This is a genomic window from Kitasatospora sp. NPDC001540 (genome assembly GCF_042894345.1).
In the GTDB taxonomy this organism is placed as follows: domain Bacteria; phylum Actinomycetota; class Actinomycetes; order Streptomycetales; family Streptomycetaceae; genus Kitasatospora; species Kitasatospora phosalacinea_C.
The window spans coordinates 12,480-31,438 of the sequence record NZ_JBIAVO010000053.1 but is presented as its reverse complement, the minus strand read 5'-3'; the positions used below and the strand labels follow the sequence as shown (position 1 = coordinate 31,438).

13 protein-coding genes, 1 tRNA gene and 1 pseudogene are annotated in these 18,959 nt (G+C 72.8%); 4 read left to right on the top strand and 11 right to left on the bottom strand.

All coding sequences use genetic code 11. The features are described 5' to 3' along the window. Nucleotides 1-51 precede the first annotated feature (51 nt). From ACFY00_RS35695 to ACFY00_RS35685, 3 genes are all read right to left on the bottom strand, one after another. On the bottom strand, nucleotides 52-966 hold the full coding sequence (locus ACFY00_RS35695; RefSeq protein ID WP_388037741.1) for a carbohydrate ABC transporter permease: 915 nt from the start codon (nucleotides 964-966) through the stop codon (nucleotides 52-54). A 1-nt stretch (nucleotide 967) separates the two neighbouring features. Continuing rightward, complete coding sequence (locus ACFY00_RS35690; RefSeq protein ID WP_388037739.1) at nucleotides 968-1,924, bottom strand: carbohydrate ABC transporter permease; 957 nt, start codon at nucleotides 1,922-1,924, stop codon at nucleotides 968-970. Between the two features lie 109 nt (nucleotides 1,925-2,033). Next, entirely contained in the window at nucleotides 2,034-3,356 is a 1,323-nt protein-coding gene (locus ACFY00_RS35685; RefSeq protein WP_388037736.1) for an ABC transporter substrate-binding protein, read from the bottom strand. A 419-nt stretch (nucleotides 3,357-3,775) separates the two neighbouring features. On the opposite strand from ACFY00_RS35685, the gene ACFY00_RS35680 reads away from it, so the two are divergent. Next, complete coding sequence (locus tag ACFY00_RS35680; protein ID WP_388037734.1) at nucleotides 3,776-4,840, top strand: LacI family DNA-binding transcriptional regulator; 1,065 nt, start codon at nucleotides 3,776-3,778, stop codon at nucleotides 4,838-4,840. Between the two features lie 189 nt (nucleotides 4,841-5,029). On the opposite strand, the gene ACFY00_RS35675 is transcribed toward ACFY00_RS35680, so the two are convergent. From ACFY00_RS35675 to ACFY00_RS35655, 5 genes and pseudogenes are all read right to left on the bottom strand, one after another. Next, on the bottom strand, nucleotides 5,030-5,476 hold the full coding sequence (locus ACFY00_RS35675; protein ID WP_030462090.1) for a DUF4442 domain-containing protein: 447 nt from the start codon (nucleotides 5,474-5,476) through the stop codon (nucleotides 5,030-5,032). 254 nt (nucleotides 5,477-5,730) lie between these two features. Beyond that, nucleotides 5,731-5,806: transfer RNA gene (locus ACFY00_RS35670), tRNA-His, on the bottom strand. Between the two features lie 114 nt (nucleotides 5,807-5,920). Then, nucleotides 5,921-6,523: an oligoribonuclease gene (orn, locus tag ACFY00_RS35665; protein WP_388037731.1), complete on the bottom strand. Its 603-nt coding sequence runs from the start codon at nucleotides 6,521-6,523 to the stop codon at nucleotides 5,921-5,923. Between the two features lie 597 nt (nucleotides 6,524-7,120). Beyond that, nucleotides 7,121-8,153, bottom strand: a pseudogene (locus ACFY00_RS35660) (helix-turn-helix domain-containing protein); the annotation flags it as partial. A 1,057-nt stretch (nucleotides 8,154-9,210) separates the two neighbouring features. Next, nucleotides 9,211-10,182 (bottom strand): HAD family hydrolase, encoded by a 972-nt coding sequence (locus tag ACFY00_RS35655; RefSeq protein ID WP_388037728.1) that lies wholly within the window; start codon nucleotides 10,180-10,182, stop codon nucleotides 9,211-9,213. Between the two features lie 853 nt (nucleotides 10,183-11,035). Between ACFY00_RS35655 and ACFY00_RS35650 the strand changes: the two genes are divergently transcribed. The 3 genes from ACFY00_RS35650 (at nucleotide 11,036) to ACFY00_RS35640 (ending at nucleotide 14,427) form a co-directional block, all read left to right on the top strand. Further along, complete coding sequence (locus ACFY00_RS35650) at nucleotides 11,036-11,545, top strand: universal stress protein (protein WP_388037778.1); 510 nt, start codon at nucleotides 11,036-11,038, stop codon at nucleotides 11,543-11,545. Nucleotides 11,546-11,735: 190 nt separating this feature from the next. Further along, complete coding sequence (locus ACFY00_RS35645; RefSeq protein ID WP_388037726.1) at nucleotides 11,736-13,514, top strand: hypothetical protein; 1,779 nt, start codon at nucleotides 11,736-11,738, stop codon at nucleotides 13,512-13,514. A 118-nt stretch (nucleotides 13,515-13,632) separates the two neighbouring features. Beyond that, nucleotides 13,633-14,427: a hypothetical protein gene (locus ACFY00_RS35640; protein ID WP_388037723.1), complete on the top strand. Its 795-nt coding sequence runs from the start codon at nucleotides 13,633-13,635 to the stop codon at nucleotides 14,425-14,427. A gap of 23 nt (nucleotides 14,428-14,450) precedes the next feature. Here the strand turns inward: ACFY00_RS35640 and ACFY00_RS35635 are convergent, their stop codons facing one another. The 3 genes from ACFY00_RS35635 to ACFY00_RS35625 form a co-directional block, all read right to left on the bottom strand. Next, the gene (locus tag ACFY00_RS35635) at nucleotides 14,451-15,641 is read right to left on the bottom strand and encodes an acyl-CoA dehydrogenase family protein (protein WP_388037721.1); all 1,191 of its coding nucleotides are present in this window, start codon (nucleotides 15,639-15,641) and stop codon (nucleotides 14,451-14,453) included. A 70-nt stretch (nucleotides 15,642-15,711) separates the two neighbouring features. After that, complete coding sequence (locus ACFY00_RS35630) at nucleotides 15,712-16,704, bottom strand: hydroxymethylglutaryl-CoA lyase (protein ID WP_388037719.1); 993 nt, start codon at nucleotides 16,702-16,704, stop codon at nucleotides 15,712-15,714. Continuing rightward, nucleotides 16,701-18,899 carry a biotin carboxylase N-terminal domain-containing protein gene (locus tag ACFY00_RS35625; RefSeq protein ID WP_388037716.1) on the bottom strand — a complete coding sequence of 733 codons (2,199 nt, stop codon included), beginning with the start codon at nucleotides 18,897-18,899 and terminating at the stop codon, nucleotides 16,701-16,703. Before ACFY00_RS35625 ends, ACFY00_RS35630 begins: the two co-directional genes overlap by 4 nt. Between the last annotated feature and the right edge of the window lie 60 nt (nucleotides 18,900-18,959).

Genomic DNA, 18,959 nt, shown 5'->3' with positions numbered 1-18,959 from the left:
GGTGGACGGGGCGGTGTGCTGGGGCCGGTCGGCGGACCGGGGCCCGGCGGATCAGCTCTTGACGGCGCCGGAGGTGATGCCGCCAACGATGTGCTTCCCCAGAACGGCGAAGATCAACAGCAGCGGCAGGGTGCCGACGAGGGCGCCGGTCATGATCACGGCCTGGTTGATGTCGTGGCCGGAGCCGCCGCCGATGGCGGAGAGCGCGACCTGGACGGTCGGGTTCTGCTGGGTGAGCACCACGAAGGGCCAGAAGAAGTCGTTCCAGGACTGGACGAACACCAGCATGCCGAGCACCGCCATGGCGGGCCGGGCGATCGGGAACACCACGTGCCAGATGATCCGCAGGCTGTGCGCGCCGTCCACCCGGGCCGCCTCGATCAGCTCGAACGGCAGCGCCTCGGACAGGAACTGGCGCATGAAGAACACGCCGAACGCGGCCACCAGCGAGGGCAGGATCACCGACTGCAGTTGGTTGCCCCACTCCAGCTTGGTGACGATCCGGTACAGCGGGATGACGCTGAGCTGCGGCGGGATGGTCATGGTGGCGACCACCAGGGTCAGCAGCGCGTTGCGGCCGCGGAAGCGCAGCTTGGCGAAGGCGAAGCCGGCCAGCGTGGAGAACAGCACGGTGGAGAGCGACACGCAGCCCGCCACGATGGTGGAGTTCAGCAGCGCCTTGCCCATGTCCGCCTGGTCCCAGGCGGTGGTGACGTTGGTCCACAGCTCGCCGCCGGGCACCATCGGCGGCGGCGACTGGGCCACCCGCTCACCGGTGTTGGAGGCGGCGACGAAGGTCCAGTACAGCGGGAAGAGCGAGACCACGGCGGCGAGCGCCAGCAGCACGTAGGCGACCGGGCCGGCCTTGTCGTGGTCGCCCGCCTTGCGGCGGAACAGCCCGCTCGGACGGGCCTGTTCGGCGTGCTTCGCCCTCTGGGCGGAAGGGGTGGACAGGGTGGCGGCCATGTCAGCCTCCCAGCTCGTGGCGCTTGCGGTAACGGGTAATCAGGTACTGCACCAGGCCGATCAGCAGCAGGAGCAGCAGCATCGTCCAGGCCACCGCGGAGGCGCGGCCCAGCTGGCGCGACGGCCAGCCCAGCTCGTACAGGTAGAGGCTGAGCGTCTGGAACTGGTGCGCGGAGCCGCCGGACACGCCGACGCCGCCTCCGAACAGCATCGGCTCGCCGAACAGCTGGGTGGCGCCGATGGTGGAGACGATGATGGTGAACAGGATGGTCGGCCGGATCGAGGGGATGGTGATCCGGGTGAACTGCTGCCAGCGGTTGGCCCCGTCCAGGCTGGCCGCCTCGTACAGGTCCTTCGGCACCGCCTGCATCGCGGCCAGGTAGATCAGCGCGTTGTAGCCGGTCCAGCGCCAGGTCACGATGGTGGAGATGGCGATCTGCGAGGGCCAGGTCTCGGAGTACCAGTTCGGGTGGATGCCGACCGCGTCCAGCATCCAGTTGATGAACCCGTAGTCCGGGTTGAACAGCTGGACGAACACCAGGGTCGCGGCGGCGATCGAGGTGGCGTACGGGGCGAGGATCGCGACCCGGAAGAAGCCGCGGCCGCGCATCCGGTAGTTGAGCAGGTGGGCCAGCCCGAGCGCCATCAGCAGCTGCGGGACGGTCGAGATCACACCGATGGTGAAGGTGTTGCGCAGCGCGGTCCAGAACTGGTCGTTGGACCACAGGCGGGTGTAGTTGCCGAACCCCCGCCACTCCATCACGTCCGGCTTGAGCAGGTCGACGTAGTGCAGCGACAGCCAGCCCGTCCAGATCAGCGGGAAGAGGCCGAAGGCGGCGAAGCAGATGAAGAACGGGGCGATGAACGCGTACGGGGACGCCTTCAGGTCGAACCGGTACAGGCGGGAGCGCCAGGCGGGGCGCGCGGGCGGGGCCTCGGCGCGGACGTGGGTGGCCACTTGGGGTTTCCTTCCCGGGGGTGGCGAGGGGCGGCGGAACGGCGCCCGGCCGGGTGGGCGGACCCGGCCGGGCAGTAGGGATCGGCTACCGGCGCGTTGCCGGCCCGGATCAGTTGCTGGTCTTGTCGTCGATCAGCTTGGAGACGTTGGTCCAGGCCTTGGCCGGGTCGGTGCCGTGCTCCTCGATGTCGAGGATGCCGTTGTCGGTGATGATCGTCTTCACGTTGCCGTCCTGCTCACCGATCGGCGCCGGCTTGATGGACTGCGCGGCGGCGGCGAAGATCTGGCCGGTCGGCGCGTTGTTGAAGTACTCCTGCTTGGCACCCTGGACGGCGGGCTGCTGCAGGCCGCCGATGGTGGAGGGCAGGTTGCCGACCTTGGTGAAGACCTTGGCCTGCTGCTCCGGCGCGGTCAGCCAGGCGACGAGGGCCGCGGCCTCCTTGGTGTGCTTGCCGGCCTTCGGGACGGTCAGGAAGGCACCGCCCCAGTTGGAGGCGACCGGCGGGGCGGCGACGTCCCACTTGCCCTTGCCCGAGTCGCCGGAGTACTTGCTGATGATGCCGGTCATCCAGGACGGGCAGACCACGGTGGCGAACTTGGCGTTGGCGAACGCGGCGTTCCACGGGTCCTGGAACTGGCGCAGACCGGCGCTGATCTTCGCCTGCGAGGCGGCGACCGCGAGGTCCCAGGCGGTCTTCACGCCGGGGCTGGTCTTGTAGACGAGCTTGCCGGAGTCGTCCGAGTACTGCTGGGGCTGGGCCGACAGCACGGCGTTGAACAGGCCCGAGGCGGAGTCGGTGAAGAAGGTGCCGGCGGGGGCCTTCTGCTGGTACTGCTTGCCCGCGTCGACGAACTTCGACCAGTCGCCCGCCCACAGCTTGCCGACCGCCTCGCGGTCGGTGGGCAGGCCCGCCTGCTGGAACAGGTCGGTGCGGTAGCAGATCGCCATCGGGCCGATGTCGGTGCCGAGGCCGATCAGCGAGCCGGACTTGGTGGTCGCCTGCTTCGACTTCCAGGCCAGCCAGTTGCTCGGGTTGACGCCCTCGGTCTTGCCGAGGTCGACGAACTTGTCGCCCAGGGTGTTGGTGGCCTGCGCGATGTAGCCGACCTCGACCGCCTGGATGTCGGCCAGGCCGCTGCCGGAGCTCAGGTGGGTGGTCAGCGCGTCCCAGTACTTCTGGCCGTCCTGGACGGTGTCGTACTTGATGGTGATGTTCGGGTGCGCGGCCATGTACTCGTCGTACAGGCCGGCCTCCACGTAACCGAAGGTGCCGAAGTCGCCGACGTTCAGGGTGATCTTCGCGTTCGGGTCGCTCTTCCCGCCGCTGCTGTCCGAGCTCGACGAGGAGCAGGCCGTGAGCATCAGGGTGGAGGCGGCGAGGATCGCGGTGGCGGCGACAGCGGCTCTGCGGGGGCGGGAGGTGGTGCGCATGGGGGCGAACTCCTTTGTCCGGGTGGTTGTCCGGGTCGGGCCCAAGTGGCTCCGGCGGTCTTCCGGGGCCTGCGGGTGGGCTTTCGTGGGTCGTGCCGGGCTTGAAACGAGAGCTTCGTTGGGTGTTCTTGGTGCGCCGAACTTGGCTACAGTGTGGGAGCGCTCCCACAGCTAGGCATGCCGGAAGGTTGCTGTGTCGCGGGGGTGAGTGTCAAGACGTGGTGACATAAACGTTGCCGGAGCGTTTCCGCCTTCGTTACCACCGCCGTTGACGCCCTCGTGCTGCCCCCGAGCCGGTCCCGGGCCGCCCCGGATGGTCGGAAACACCGTGGGACCGGCCACAATGAACAGTCCGTACGGGCCCGGGGCGGGCCCCGCGGATCCGTCCCATCCGTCCCATGAGACCGAGAGGTGTAGCGATGAGCCCGACCGCACAGCGCCCCGACGCGCTCCACCCGGGCGCCGGCGGCAGAGCCACCGCGCGCCCCACCCTGGAGGAGGTGGCCGCGCTGGCAGGCGTCGGCCGCGGCACCGTCTCCCGGGTCATCAACGGCTCCCCGCGGGTCAGCGCCAAGGCCCGCGAAGCCGTCCAGACCGCCATCGCCGAACTCGGCTACGTGCCCAACCGGGCCGCCCGCACCCTGGTCACCTCGCGCACCGACTCGATCGCGCTGGTCGTCCCCGAGGCCGAGACCAGGCTGTTCTCCGAGCCGTACTTCTCCGACATCATCAGCGGCGTCTCGGCCGAACTCGCCGAGACCGACATGCAGCTGCTGCTGATCCTGGTCCGCAACCAGCGCGAGCGCGACCGGCTTTCTGCCTACCTGACCGCCCAGCGCGTCGACGGCGTCCTGGTCGTCTCGGTCCACCGCGACGACCCGCTGCCCGGACTGCTGGAGAGCCTGGAGATCCCCTCCGTGCTGGCCGGTCGGCGCAGCGACCTCGAACCGCTCAGCTACGTCCACGCGGACAACGCGGGCGGCGCCAGGATGGCCGTGCGCCACCTGCTCCGGCGCGGCTGCACCCGGGTCGCCACCCTCACCGGCCCGCTCGACATGGAGGTCGCCCAGGCCCGCCTCGGCGGCTACCGTCGGGCCCTGGAGGAGGCCGGCCACGCCTACGACGAGGAGCTGGTCGGACTGGCCGACTTCACCGAGGAGGGCGGCCGGGTCGCGATGCGCGAACTCCTGGCCCGCAAACCCGAGTTGGACGGGGTCTTCTGCGCCTCCGACGTGATGGCGGCAGGCGCGATGCAGGTGCTGCGGGCCGCCGGGCGCCGGATCCCCGACGACGTCGCGGTGATCGGCTTCGACGACTCGATCGTCGCCCGGCACACCGACCCGCCGATGACCAGCGTCCGGCAGCCGATCGAGGAGATGGGCCGCACCATGGCCCGGCTGCTGCTCGACGAGATCCACGAACGCGGCCGGGCCCGGCGGCAGGTGGTGCTGGCGACCGAGCTGATCGTCCGCGACTCCGCCTGACGGCGCGGGCGCTGCGGGGCGCTACGGGGCGCTACGGGCCGTGCCGGGGCGCGCTGAGACGTGCCGGGCCGGGCCGGGCCGTGCACTGCGGGGGCTGTGCGGCGGGGCGTGGTGGTGCGTGGTGGCGGTGCCGGGAGGGTGCGGGACCGGGTGTCCGGCCCCGCGGGCCGTCCGCTGTCCGCCGTCCGATCAGGAGTTGGGGCGCAGCGTCCAGACGATCTCCAGCACGCCGGTGACGGCGCCGTCCTCGCGGGTGATCTCCACGGTGATCGGGAACTCGGGGCGCTTGCCCTCGTCCAGCTCCGCGATCACCTCGGCGACCGGGCGGCCGAGCGTCGCGGTGGCGGTCACCACGCCGCGGGCGAGCTTCTTGAACGAGATCTCGCCGACCGTCGGCAGCGGCACCGCGCGGCCCAGTTGGTCGCCGAACGCCGCCAGCACGATCGCCCCGCTGGCGGACTCGGCCAGCGTGAACATCGCCCCGGCGTGCGGGCCGCCCACGTGGTTGCGGTACTCCGGGAGGTCGGGCAGCCGCAGCACGGCCCGCTCCGGGGTGGTCTCCAGGTACTCCAGCTGCAGGGTCTTCACCATCGGGACGGTGGAGGTGAGCAGTTCGCCGATCGCAGTAGTGGTCATGCGGCGATGTTACTAGCGGGTAGCTTGGTCGTCCATGGCTCGGAGCCGCTGCGTCGGTCGTCCTCCGGTGCGGTGGTGCGGGAGTTCGTCGCGCGGTGCGCGGAGGAGCGGCGCGGGAAGGTGCGGGAGCGACCGACCGGACGCGTGCGCGCCCCCAATTCGCCGTCGGCGCAAGCGGTTCCGGATGCTCCGGGGAACGCGCCCCGGGGAACGCCGAAGGCCCCGGTCGATTCCTCGACCGGGGCCTTCGCGCCTGGGGTGAGTGACGGGACTCGAACCCGCGACCACCTGGACCACAACCAGGTGCTCTACCAACTGAGCTACACCCACCATCTGTCAGGTGCTTTCCCGCTTGCGCGTTCCCGCTCCGACAGGAAGAACTCTACAGGATGCCGAGGGGTGCTCGCGCCAGGGTTTCCCCGACCACCCGGGTCGGACCGCTGGTCAGGTGGTGGGCACCTGGTGGCGGGCGGCGATCTCCCGCGCGGTGTCGGTGTCCGGGCCCGGCGGCGGGACGAACACGGCCTCGCGGTAGTACCGGAGTTCGGCGATCGACTCGCGGATGTCGGCCAGCGCGCGGTGGCTGCCGCCCTTCTGCGGGCTGTTGTAGTACGCGCGCGGGTACCAGCGGCGGGCCAGCTCCTTGATCGAGGAGACGTCCACGATCCGGTAGTGCAGGTGCCCCTCCAACTCGGGCATGTCCCGGGACAGGAAGCCGCGGTCGGTGGCCACCGAGTTGCCGCACAGCGGGGTCTTCCCGGCCTCGGGCACGTGCTCGCGGACGTACGCCAGCACCCGCTCCTGCGCCTCGGCCATGGTCAGGCCGTCCGCGAGCTCGTCGAGCAGGCCCGAGGCGGTGTGCATCTGCCGCACCACCTCGGGCATGCCCTCCAGCGCCTCGGCGGGCGGGCGGATGATCACATCCACGCCTTCGCCGAGCACGTTCAGCTCGGAGTCGGTCACCAGGGCGGCGACCTCGATCAGGGCGTCCCGATCGAGGTCGAGGCCGGTCATCTCACAGTCGATCCATACCAGACGGTCATTCACGCCCTCACCCTACGGCGCGGTCCCGCGCCCCCGACACCGCACGCGCCCCGTCGGGACCGAAGTCCGCCGTGTCGCGCGCCCCGCGCTCCGGCTCGGCCTCCGGACGGTGCACCACCCGGCGGTCCCGGGCTGCGGGCTGCCTGCCGTCCGCGTCCTCCGCGACGGCGTGCTCCACCGGACGGTCCGGCCGCTCGGCCGACCCGCGCCCGCCCGGGTACGCCGCGCTCGGCCGCACCGGCTGCCCGGGGGAGGGCTGCGCGTGCGCGTGCGCGGGCGACGGGCCCGGCTGGGTGCCGGGAGCGGCCTGGCCCGCGGTGCGGGCGGCGTACCGGGGGTCGACCGGACGCTCCGCCCCGGGACGCCCGTAGGCCCCCGGCGGACCGGCCTGCGGCGGCACCAGCGGACGCGGCCGCTGCCGCCCCGCCACGCCCCCGCCGGGACCGGAGGCCCCGACGGCGGGACCGGTCCCGCCCGGCGCCTGCTGGCCGTGGCCCGCCGTCCCGTGCCCGACCGTCCCGTGCGGGGCCTGCGGGTGTCCGCCCGCGCCCGCGCCGCGCTCGACCGGGAGGCCGTTCGACGGCGGCGGCACCGCGGGCCCGCCGACCGCCGGACGCCGGGCCCGGAAGGCGGTCCGGTACGCGGCCGGGGAGACCCCGAGCTGCCGCCGGAAGTGCCCGCGCAGCGCCACCGGCGAGCGGAAGCCGCACCGGCGGGCGACGTCGTCCACCGACAGGTCGGAGGTCTCCAGCAGTCGCTGCGCCTGCAGCACCCGTTGGGTGATCAGCCACTGCAGCGGCGCGCTGCCGGTGAGGGTGCGGAAGCGGCGGTCGAAGGTGCGCCGCGACATGTAGGCGCGGGCCGCCAGCACCTCCACGTCGAACTGCTGGTTGAGGTTCTCCAACGCCCAGGTGACCACCTCGGCCAGCGGGTCGTTGCCGATCTCCTCCGGTAAAGACTGGTCGATGTACTGGGCCTGACCTCCGCCGCCGCGGCGGTTCGGCACCACCAGCCGACGGGCCAGCGCGTTGGCGGCCTCGGCGCCGTGGTCGCTGCGGACCACGTGCAGGCACAGGTCGATCCCGGCCGCGGTGCCCGCGGAGGTGAGCACGTCGCCGTCGTCCACGAACAGCTCGCGGGGGTCGACGTGGACCCGCGGGTAGCGCTTCGCCAGCGTCGGCGCGTACATCCAGTGGGTGGTCGCCGGACGGCCGTCCAGCAGCCCGGCGGCGGCCAGGACGAAGGCGCCGGTGCACAGGCCGATGATCCGGGCGCCCTCGTGGTGGGCCTTGCGCAGCGCGGCGATCGCCTCGACCGGCGGCGGCTGCGAGATCGACCGCCAGGCCGGGACCACGATGGTGCCCGCCCGGGACAGCGCCTCCAGCCCGTACGGCGCGGTCAGCGTCAGCCCGCCGGTGGTGGTCAGCGGGCCCTCCTCGCCGGCGCACACCAGCAGCCGGTAGCGGGGGACGCCGGCGTCCTGCCGGTCCACGCCGAACACCGACAGCGGGATCGAGCTCTCGAAGATCGGCGCTCCGCTGAACAGCAGCACCGCCACCGTCTCGCGCCGCCGCCGACCCGCCAGCTTGCGCGGGGAGGACAGCGCACCGGGGCCGGGGCCGACCGGGAGCACGTCCGTCGCGGTGCCCGCGCCCGCGCTCGTCGCGCCGTGCGCGGACGCCGCCGGGGGGGGGCGCCGCGGCGGACGTCGCCGAGAGGGACGGAACCGCGGAGTGCTGACCCGGCGTCATCCCTCCCGGGCCGCCCTGGAGCTGACCGCCGCCAGGCCCGCCGACCGGTGAACCGGACGTCGCACCACCGAACTTGCCGAGTCTCGCCGTGCCACCGGGACGGGACGACGGCTGGCGACCGTTCTCAGGACCCGCGTCGCTCCTGCTCACCCTGCTCAAGGCGCTCCAGCCCCCTCGGTGGTGTGGTGGTCTCGGCTGCCGCTCTGCGAGCCAAGATCGAATCTACTTGGTGGACCGTTGCCGTTGTGACAAGTTCACCATCCGACGCTATGTCGACATGGCAATTTGGCGTGAAGCATTCGATCACGAAGCGTGGCACCCGTCGACCCCGCTGTGAAGGGGGCGCGGAGAAGCGTGGCCGGTTGTCGCACGACCCGTCGGTGATTCCCCCGTCGACGGTGCACTCACCGCCCGCTGTGTGCTGCGGATTTGCCCGAACGACAGGGCCGCGGCGCAAGTTGGCCGAAAACGGACGGTTGAAATCGGGGGCGCGAAACCACCCTCCACGCGCCACAGCGCACACCTGAGCCGTGATCCCCGCGCCCCTTCAGTCCCCCGGCCCACCGCGAACCGGCCACTCCGGAACGCCTCTCACCTCACGCTCCGTCACTCCGTGCCCGTCGTTCCACTTGTGCCCCACCCGTCACAGCCACCCCACCGTCCCGCCCCTCCCCGCCGGTCCGCCCCGCGGGCCCGGGTGCCGCACATTCGTCCGAATCCGATCCCTGGACGGGCGGGCCGGGCGCGGGGAGCCGGCGTCCGTTCGTCCCGGGCCCTGTGCCGCCGGGCTCCTGCGCCAACTCCGCTCCGCCGGGGGGTTCCGCACGTCCGCAGCGCGGGTGCGAGTGGGGGCGCGGGCCGTTGGTGACGAAGCGTCAGATTCCTTGGTGGGTGCGGGAGATGGCGGAGGTGGTCGGTCGGCCCGGTCGCGCTGTCGGCTCAGCTCGCGGCGGCGGCCGGGGCGGGTTCGATCGGCGCGAGCGGCACGGCCTTCGTCGGCGCTGCGTTCGGGGGTGCTGTGCTCAGGGTCGCTGCGGTCAGGGTCGCTGCGGTCAGGGTCGCTGCGGTCAGGGAGGCAGCCGGGGCGTTCGGGAGGTTCGGAACGTTCGGGGCGACCCGGGCGGGCGTCGGGGCCAGGCGGGAGGCCGGGACGGCGAGGCGACCGCGCGAGCGCTGGGGGCGACCGGCCGTGGTGGGGGCGAACCCCCGTCCGGCGGTGGGGTGTTCGTCCGCGGCGAGGATCACCCGTACCGCCTCCGGCAGGTTCGGCGAGCTGACCGTCGGGCGGTAGGCCCGCTCGGCCCACGGGCGGCCGTGGTGCAGCCAGGCGCTGCGCAGCCCCGTGGCCGCCGCCCCCGCGATGTCGGCCGGACCGTAGTCGCCGACCATCCAGGTCTGCGCCCTCCAGTCCCCGGCCGGTCGGAACCCGCACCGGCGGGCCGCGATCTCGAAGATCAACGGGTCCGGCTTCAGGCAGCGGGCCTCCTCCGAGATGACCCAGCCGTCCACCAGGGCGGCGAGCCCGGTGCGCCGGATCTTCTCCAACTGGGGCATCGTCCCGCCGTTGCTGACGATCCCCAGCGTCCACCCCGCCTCGCGCGCCTCCCGGAGCGCCGCGACGTGCGAATCCGGGCACCGGATGTGGGAGTTGATGCCGGTCCGGTAGTGCGCGAGCATCGAATCGACCGACCGGTCGAAGCCGTAGCGGCGCTTCGCCGCACCCAGTACGGTGCTGCGCGGCACGTAGCCGCTGCCGTCGAGCATGACCAGCCAGTCGAGGTCACCGGCGGGGAGGCCGTTCTCGGAGAGGAAGTCCTCCGCCCACGCCCGGAACGCGGCGTCCCTGGGCAGCAGGGTGTTGTCGAGGTCGAGCAGGAGCAGCGGCATGCCGAGCATGCTGCCAGCGGCCACCGCGTATGCACCTGGCAATTGCCAAAGGCAGGTGGAATTTCCGCGAAATGGCCGAATCCGGATGCTACCCGCGCAACTCGGACCATGATCCGAAAAGCCGTCGGTCCCACCGGGCGGTCCCCGAACCGGCGGCGGAGTGCGGACGTGGGGCAACTGCCGTGCACCGCTTGCGGACAGGGGCGATGACAGTCGGGTCACGTTGTGTCGGCGCACTGTTGCGCACATCGCGTCTCGTCGGTCAAGCTCCTGGGAACCCGTCGCGCGGGGGCGCACGTTTCGGCACGTGCTTCCCCCACCCGCGGGAACCCGATCGCACGAGGGCGCCGTCGCTGGGCGGGGCCCGCCCCGAGCCGTACTCTGAAAGGCACAGGTCTCCGACGGTGGTAGTCGTTCCCGGACGCGTCGCCACCGCTGCCGTCCCTGTCACCGGGACCGGACGGTCCGCCGCCGCGTCCCCCTGCGTAGGCCCGCTTCAGTTGAAGAGTTTTGAGCCATGGCCGGTCACGAGCCCTCCGCTTCTGCCCACGGCAGCCCGTACGACGGCGGCCGGTACGACGGCAGGTCCGACGCCGGACGCCCCGGCGCCCCGCCGCTCGCCGATCCGGCGCGCCCCCCGGACGTCCGGCGCCCCGGCCTCCGGCAACCGGACGTCCGGCAGCCCGGCGTCCGGCAGTCCGACGTCTGGGTGCGGCGGCCCGACCGGCCGCGGCGCGGCACCGGAGGGCTGCTGGGCCACCGGTCGGACCGCAATCCGGAGCACGGGGACCAGGAGCGCGGCGGCCCCGAGCGTGACACCCCCGGTACGGCGGCGGACCCCGTCGTCGGCCCTCGACCCGGTACTGCGGAGGACGCGATGACCGACCGATCCCGTCCCACCGTCGGCCGCCGCGACGACGAGGGTGAACCCCAGCTCCAGGAGCACGGCTCGCGCGCCTGCGACCCGCAGTTCCAGCACGGCGTGGTGGTCGGTTTCGACGGCTCGCTCTCCAGCGAGCGCGCGCTGGCCTACGCCGTCGGCATGGCCCGCCGCTCCCACTGCGGCCTGGTGATCGTCCACGTCGCCAACCGGCTGCCCGCCACCGTCTGGGCGGGCTGCGAACCGCCGGTCTTCGTCGACCTCCCGGACCAGCGCACCGAGATCCTCGGCCTCGAACTCGCCTGCGCCGACTTCCTCTCCGGCGTCCCCTGGATCCTGGTCGAACGCGGTGGCGACATCTGCCACGAGATCGAGGAGGTCGGCCGCGAGTACGCCGCGGACGCCATCGTGGTCGGCAGCACCCACGGCCTGCTCGGCAAGATCTTCGGCTCCGTCTCCAGCCGCCTCGCCCGCCGCGCCAACCGCCCGGTGATCGTCATCCCCTGACCGGCCGCCCCGACCGGCCGCCCCGACCAGCCTCTCCTGCCCGGTGTTGCCCTGCCCGGTGTTCCTCGTTCGGTGTTCCCTGCTCGCCCTCGACTGCGGCGACCTGCCGCTATCGGCCGATCGAGTCGTTCCCGAGCGCTGCGGTGCGCCGTACCGGTGAACGGGCGATCCCCTGCTCGATCATGCGGGGGTGACCGATCGTCATATCGACGTACAGACCACCGGATGGCGCAGCGCAGTGGCCGTCCTCCGCCGCCCCGCGCCCGTCGTGCTCGGGGCGGCGCTGCTGGCCCCCGTGGTCCTCGGCGCCTGGAGGGCGGAACCGGGAACCACCCGGGGCGGTGAGGTGCGCGACGGACTGCGGTTGAGCGTCAGCACCAACACCAGCACCGACCCCGCGGTACGACTGCGTGCCGGGGAAGCGGCCACCCGCACCTACCACCTGAGCAACCACGCCGAGTACCCGCTCGGCAACGTGCTGCTGAGCGACCCCCAACTGTCCGGGGGGCAGCTCTCCTGCGGCGCCGACCGGAGCATCCCGCCCGGCGGCGCCATCGACTGCACCGCCACCCTCACCGTCGCCCCCGGGCCGCAGTCCGCCCGGGTCTCGGCGGTCGCCGACGCACCGAACCACTTGCCCCAGTCGCACGCCGACGCGGCCACCGGCTACCTGGGCATCACCGCGGGCATCCGGCTCACCCGGCTGGGCGCCCCCTCCGGTACGGGCCTGTCCCACCGCTCCACGCCCCGGACGCCCCCGAACACCACCCCCGACCCCACGGCCGCACCTGGCACCGCGCCTGTCGCCGCCCGCCCCGCCCAACCCGCCCGCCCCGCCCAACCCGATCGGCCTGCAGTCAGGGCGGTGGCTGCGGGCGGTGGGAGCATCGAACTCCAGTACCGCCTGGAGGCGTTCGGTGACGTCCCGATCACCGCCGCCTCGATCACCGAGGGACTGCCCGGTCTGGGCCAGGTGAACTGCGCGGGCCCCGACGGCGGGCACACCATCGCTCCCGGCCAGACCGTCGACTGCCGGGCGACCGGCACCGCCCGCCCGGGACGCCAGACCGGTACGGCCCGGGCGGAGGGCACGGCCGACGACGCGACCGTCGGCCCGGACGGCAGTCGCCAAGCACCCCGCCGGGTCTCCGCCGAGGCCGACGGCTCCTACGACGGCCTGCAGCCCACCCCGCCCGGCCCGGAGCCGACCGAACCCACGGCCGCAGGCCCGGGTTCCGGTGCCGGTTCCACCCCAGGAACGGGCAGCGGCACCGGCAGCGGGGCGGGGGCGGGCCAGGGAGCGGGCAGCACCACGGGCGCCGGGACCGTTCAGCCGGCCCCCGGTACGGCGGGCACCAGCGGCACCGGAACCGCCGGAGGCACGGGCACGCCACCGGGCTCCTCGACGGACGCCGTCCCGCCGGGGCTGCTCCCGATCACCGTCCCGCCCGGCACCCAACCGGTCGCCGCCGCTCCCGGCCAGCCCCCCGCCAACGCGACGCAGGCGCAGGGTCAGGTGCAACAGCCCGCAGCCGGAGTCCCTGCCCTGGCCGGGCAGTTGCTCGGACCGTTCCTCCCCGGACGGGCTCCGGCGCTGCTCCCGGGCGGAACCGCTTTCGCCCGCCCCGCCTCGCCCTTCGCCGCTCCCGGTCAGCTCGCTGCATCAACTCCCGCCACGAGCAGCCCCGTTGCCACCACAGCCAACCCACCCGCCTCCGCCTCCGCCTCCGCGTCCGCCTCCGCACACGCTCCGAGCCCCGCCGCCGGCCTGCAGCAGTCGCGACCCGCAGCCGACCGCTCCCCGGGCGCGCAGGCGCAGAGCCAGTACGCGACGGGCGACTGGCCTGCTGAGGAGGAGGAGAACCCCTGGGACACCACCGAGGTGATGATGCTCCTGCTGGCGCTCCTCCTTCCGGTGCTGTGCGTCCTGGCGGCGATGTTCACCGTGCGGAACCGGAGCCGGAAGTGACGGCCGTGACGGAGGTGACAGCCACGACGATCGTGGCGGTGGCGGTGGCGGTGCGGGCGACAGCGGCAACGGCGCAAGCGGGCCGAAGCACGCTGCGCCCGGGTGCGGTCGGGCCGCGATGCTGACCGTCGCCGTTGCCGCCGTGGCGGGGGCGGTGCTGGCGTTGGTGCTCGGCCTGCTGCTGGGGCGGACCAGACGGGCGCGCGAGGGGTCGTCGACGCCGCAGGCGCTGTCCTTCGCGGGGGCGGCGATCCTCGGCTTCTTCGCGCTCTTCCTGGGCTTCAGCATCGCCGGCACCTGGCAGCAGCTGAACTCGGCCCGCCAGCACACCTACGAGGAGTCGCGGGCCCTCACAGAGGCGTACTGGACCGCCGGTGGTCTGTCCGGCGCAGACCGGCCGGTGGTGCGGGAGAGGCTGAGGTCCTACACCAGGGTGGTGATCGACGACGAGTGGGCCACCATGCAGCACGGCACCGGCAGTCAGGCCGCCTGGCAGGCGGTCGACCGGGTGCGGGCCGCCGTCGACCAGGCCACGGTGCACAGCCAGACCGAGGCGAGTGCTCGGACCGATGTGCTGCGCAGCCTGTCCGAGGTCAACGCCAAGCGCAACGCGCGGCTGGGTGATCTCCGTGCGTCGGTGCCCGTCCTGGCGATCGGCGGTCTGCTGGTGGGGGCGGTGTTCGTGCTGGCCACCCCCTCGGTGATCGGGTTGACCTCCAACCCGCGGAACCTGGTGCTGATGTGCTTCGTGGGCGCCTCCGTGGCGTTCGGGGTGAGCATGGTGGCGGTGATGAGCGGGCCGTTCTCCGGCGCGGTGCGCGTCCAACCGACGGCGTTCCAACTGGCGTTGGACCGCTATGACCAGATCGACAGTGACGCCGGGGCGTCGGCCCTGCCCCCGTTCCGGTCCTGACCGGAACGGTCAGTTGGGAGCGGTCAGGAAGTCATGCCGAGCTCGCGTGCGATGAGCATCCGTTGGACCTCCGAGGTGCCCTCTCCGATCTCCAGGATCTTGCAGTCGCGCCACATGCGGGCGACCGGGTACTCGTTCATGAATCCGTAGCCGCCGTGGATCTGGGTCGCCTCCCGGGCGTTGTCGACCGCGGCCTCGGAGGCGTACAGCTTGGCGATGGCTGCCTCCTTCTTGAAGGGTTCGGAGTGCAGCAGCCGGGAGGCGGCGTCCCGCCAGGCCAGGCGGGAGGTGTGCGCGCGCATCTCCATGTCGGCGAGCTTGAACTGGATGACCTGGTTGGCGCCGATCGGCCGGCCGAAGGCGCGGCGCGTGGCGGCGTACGAGAGCGACTGGTCGACGCACCCCTGGGCCAGGCCGGTGGCCAGGGCCGCGATGGCGATGCGGCCCTCGTCGAGGATGCGCAGGAACTGGGCGTAACCGCGGCCTCGGCTGCCGAGCAGGTTGGCCGCGGGCACTCGGCAGTCGGTGAAGGACAGTTCGCGGGTGTCCGAGGCGTTCCAGCCGACCTTCGAGTACTTCTTCGACACCTGGAACCCGGGAGTCCCAGTGGGAACGATGATGGAGGAGATTTCCCTGGTGGGCGAGTGATTTGACGATCCATCACTCGAACGTGTGAGCGGCTCGGTCAGTGCGGTGACGGTCACCAGGCCGGTGATCTCGGTGCCGGAGTTGGTGATGAAGCACTTGCTGCCGTTGATCACCCACTCGTCGGTGGCCTCGTCGTAGCGCGCGGTGGTCCGGGTCGCCCCGGCGTCCGTGCCGCCCTCGGGCTCGGTCAGGCCGAAGGCGCCGAGCACCTCGCCGGAGGTCAGCTTCGGCAGCCACTCGCGCTTCTGCTCCTCGGTGCCGAAGAGGTGGACGGGCATCGCGCCGAGCGAGACGGCGGCCTCCAGGGTGATCGCCACCGAGGAGTCGACCCGGGCCAGTTCCTCCAGGGCCAGGCAGAGCGCGAAGTAGTCGCCGCCCATGCCGCCGTACTCCTCCGGGAAGGGCAGCCCGAACAGGCCCATCCGCCCCATCTCCCGGACGATTTCGTACGGGAATTCGTTCTGCTCGTAGTATTCGCCGATCTTCGGCGCAACCACGTCGTTGGCGAACTCCTCCACGGTGCGGCGGAGTTCCTCGTACTCATTGCTCAGGCGGTGGTCGAGCACGGCTGATCCTCCCGGGATCGCGGCCTGGTGGGCCTGGTGGGGACGGGGGGTCGGAGCAGGGTGTCGGGGTTCAGTCCGTCGGCCCGAGCAGGGCGTGGACGGTCCTCGACGGGCTGGGGCGACCGAGGTGACGGGCCATCCAGCCGCTGGTCGCGGTGAGTGCGGCGAGGTCCACGCCGGTCTCCACGCCCAGGCCGTTCAGCATCCAGACGAGGTCCTCGGTGGCCAGGTTGCCGGTCGCGCTCTTGGCGTACGGGCAGCCGCCGAGGCCGCCGGCCGACGCGTCCACCACGGTCACCCCGGAGCGCAGCGCCGCCAGCGTGTTGGCGAGGGCCTGTCCGTAGGTGTCGTGGAAGTGCACGGCCAGGCGTTCGACCGGGGCGCCGGAACGGGTGAACGCGTCGATCAGGGCGTTGACGTGGCCGGGGGTGGCGACGCCGACGGTGTCGCCGAGGCTCAGCTCGGTGCAGCCCATCTCCAGCAGCGCCAGACCGTGGCGCACCACCTGCTCGATCGGGACCGGCCCCTCCCAGGGGTCGCCGAAGCACATCGACAGGTAGCCGCGGGCCGGGACCCCGGCGGCCGCGGCGCGCTCGACCACCGGACGGAACATCGCCATCGCCTCGTCCGCCGAGCGGTTGAGGTTGCGCCTGGCGAAGGTCTCGGTGGCGCTGGCGAAGACCGCGACCTCGGTGGCGTGGTGGGCCAGCGCCCGGTCCAGGCCGCGCTCGTTGGGCACCAGGACGGGCAGCCGCAGGCCGGGGTGCTGCGCGGGCAGCCCGGCCAGCCGGGGCATCAGCTCCTCGGCGTCCGCCAGTTGGGGCACCCACTTGGGGTGGACGAAGCTGGTGGCCTCGACGGTGCGCAGCCCGGCGGCGGCGAGCCGGGCGACGAACTCGGCCTTCACCTCGACGGGCACGAGGGCGCCCTCGTTCTGCAGGCCGTCGCGCGGGCCGACCTCGTGGATGCGGACCCGGCCGGGCAGCCCGGGGTCGCGCACCGGCTGCGGCAGGCCGAGGTCCAGCACGGTCGGCCCGTCCGTCCCGTTCGGCGCGGCGCTCATCGGACCGCCTCCCGGAGGGGCTCGGCGGACGCGGGGGAGGAGGCGGGGTCGGACGGGTCCTCGTCCGCGGCGACCGTCACCAGGGGCGCGTCCATCGCGACGGTCGCGCCGGGGGCCACCCGCAGGTCGTCGACGGTGCCGTCGTGCGGCGCCGAGATGACGTGCTCCATCTTCATGGCCTCCAGGACCAGCAGGGCCTGGCCGCGGCGGACCCGTTCGCCGGGTTCGACCTTGACCACGGTGACGGTGCCGGGCATCGGTGCGGTGAGGGTGCCGTGGTGGGCGGCGCCGGCTCCGGCGCGCTCCGCGATTGCGTCGAACGGGTGAACGGGCCAGGCGTCCCCGTCGACCCCGAGCCAGTGGGTGACCCCCTCCGGCGTGCGCTCCGAAGCGACCGTGAAAGTGGCCTGCAGGCCGTCGACTGCAAGGCGCAGCAGGTTCCCGTCCCGGCTCGCGCGGGCCCTCCGGACCGGGGCGTCGCCCAGACGGACCTCCCACTCGGGGGCGGCTGCCGCGGAAAAACCGATAGCGCTCTCGAATTCACCACTGGTAATCATTCGACAGCTCACGGTGACCGGCTCGCGGCCGGGCAGCCGGAGCCGGTGCGTGGTCCACGCGGCCTCGCCACCGAGTCGCCAGCCCGAAGGGAGGGAGAAGGGATCGGTCCAGCCGTCGGAGGCGGCGGCGCGGCCGAGTTCGAGCTGCCGCAGCAGTGCGGCGGCGAAGTGGAGCAGGTCGATCGACCCGGGGCGGATGTACGGGGAGCTCAGCAGCGAGGCGTCCTGCTGGGCACTGCGTTCCACCAGCCCGGTGTCGAGTCGGCCTGTCGTGACCTCGGGCTGGGCCAGCAGCCGGCGCAGGTAGCCGGTGTTGGTGGTGACGCCCAGGATGCGGGTCTCGGCGAGTGCGGCCCGCAGCCGACGGATCGCGGTCGGGCGGTCGGGCCCGTACGCGATCACCTTGGCGAGCATCGGGTCGTACAGGCTGCCGATCCGGTCACCGGGTGCGATTCCGGAGTCCACCCGGACGCCCTCCCCGGAGGGTTCGTCCAGCAGCAGTACCTCGCCGCCGGTGGGCAGGAAGTCCCGTTCCGGGTCCTCGGCGCAGATCCGGGCCTCGATCGCGTGGCCCAGGAAGGAGATGTCCGACTGAGCGAACGGCAGTGCCTCGCCCGCGGCGACGCGCAACTGCCACTCGACCAGGTCGAGCCGCTGCGGGCCGTCCGGCCCGGCCACGGCCACGGCCAGTTCGGTGACGGGGTGTTCCACCTGGAGGCGGGTGTTCATCTCCATGAAGAAGAAGTCGAGGACCTCGTCCGCGTCCGGCCCCGCGGGGCCGACACCGGGGACGATGAACTCGACCGTGCCGGCACCGGTGTAGCCGCAGGCCTCGGCGGCGCGCACCGCGGCCTCGCCCATCGCGGCGCGGGTCCGAGGGTTCAACAGGACGGAAGGAGCCTCTTCGATGAGCTTCTGATGGCGGCGCTGCAGACTGCACTCGCGCTCGCCGAGGTGGACGGTCCGGCCGTGGGTGTCGGCCAGGACCTGCACCTCGATGTGCCGGGGCTGGTCGACCCAGCGCTCCAGCAACAGGGTGTCGTCGCCGAACGCGGTGCGGGCCACCCGGCGGGCCGCGGCCAGCTCGGCGGGCAGCTCGGCCGGGTCGCGGACCAGCCGCATGCCCTTGCCGCCACCGCCGGCCGAGGGCTTGAGCAGCACCGGGTAGCCGATCCGGTCCGCCGCCTCGATCAGTTGCTCGTCGCTGGGCGAGCCCTCCTCGCTGCCGGGGACGACGGGCACCCCGGCGGCCCGGACGGCCTCCTTGGCGTTGATCTTGTCGCCCATCAGCTCCACCGCAGCCGGCGGCGGGCCGATGAAGGTCAGCCCGGCCCGGGTGCAGGCTTCGGCGAACGCGGAGTTCTCGGCCAGGAACCCGTAGCCGGGGTGGACGGCCTGCGCACCGGTCCGACGGGCGGCGTCCAGGATCAGGTCGGCGCGCAGGTACGTCTCGGCGGCGGAGCTGTCGCTCCGGTCGGCGGGCCCGAGCCGGACCGCGAGGTCGGCGGCTCGGACGTGCGGGGCGTCCGCGTCCGCGTCGCTGTGCACGGCGACCGACCGCACGCCCAGCCGTCGGAGGGTGCGGATCACCCGGAGCGCGATCTCGCCGCGGTTGGCGACGAGCACGGTGTCGAACATGAGAGGTGTTCCTCCGTCACGAAGGGAACGGTGAGCTGGTTGACAGTGCGTCACTGACGG

Bases quoted from the DNA above. Each gene is read 5' to 3' on its own strand.
- ACFY00_RS35695 (WP_388037741.1), bottom strand. From the start codon at position 966: ATGGCCGCCACCCTGTCCACCCCTTCCGCCCAGAGGGCGAAGCACGCC.
- ACFY00_RS35685 (WP_388037736.1), bottom strand. From the start codon at position 3,356: ATGCGCACCACCTCCCGCCCCCGCAGAGCCGCTGTCGCCGCCACCGCG.
- ACFY00_RS35680 (WP_388037734.1), top strand. From the start codon at position 3,776: ATGAGCCCGACCGCACAGCGCCCCGACGCGCTCCACCCGGGCGCCGGC.
- ACFY00_RS35675 (WP_030462090.1), bottom strand. From the start codon at position 5,476: ATGACCACTACTGCGATCGGCGAACTGCTCACCTCCACCGTCCCGATG.
- ACFY00_RS35650 (WP_388037778.1), top strand. From the start codon at position 11,036: ATGACCGACCGATCCCGTCCCACCGTCGGCCGCCGCGACGACGAGGGT.
- ACFY00_RS35640 (WP_388037723.1), top strand. From the start codon at position 13,633: ATGCTGACCGTCGCCGTTGCCGCCGTGGCGGGGGCGGTGCTGGCGTTG.
- ACFY00_RS35630 (WP_388037719.1), bottom strand. From the start codon at position 16,704: ATGAGCGCCGCGCCGAACGGGACGGACGGGCCGACCGTGCTGGACCTC.
- ACFY00_RS35625 (WP_388037716.1), bottom strand. From the start codon at position 18,899: ATGTTCGACACCGTGCTCGTCGCCAACCGCGGCGAGATCGCGCTCCGG.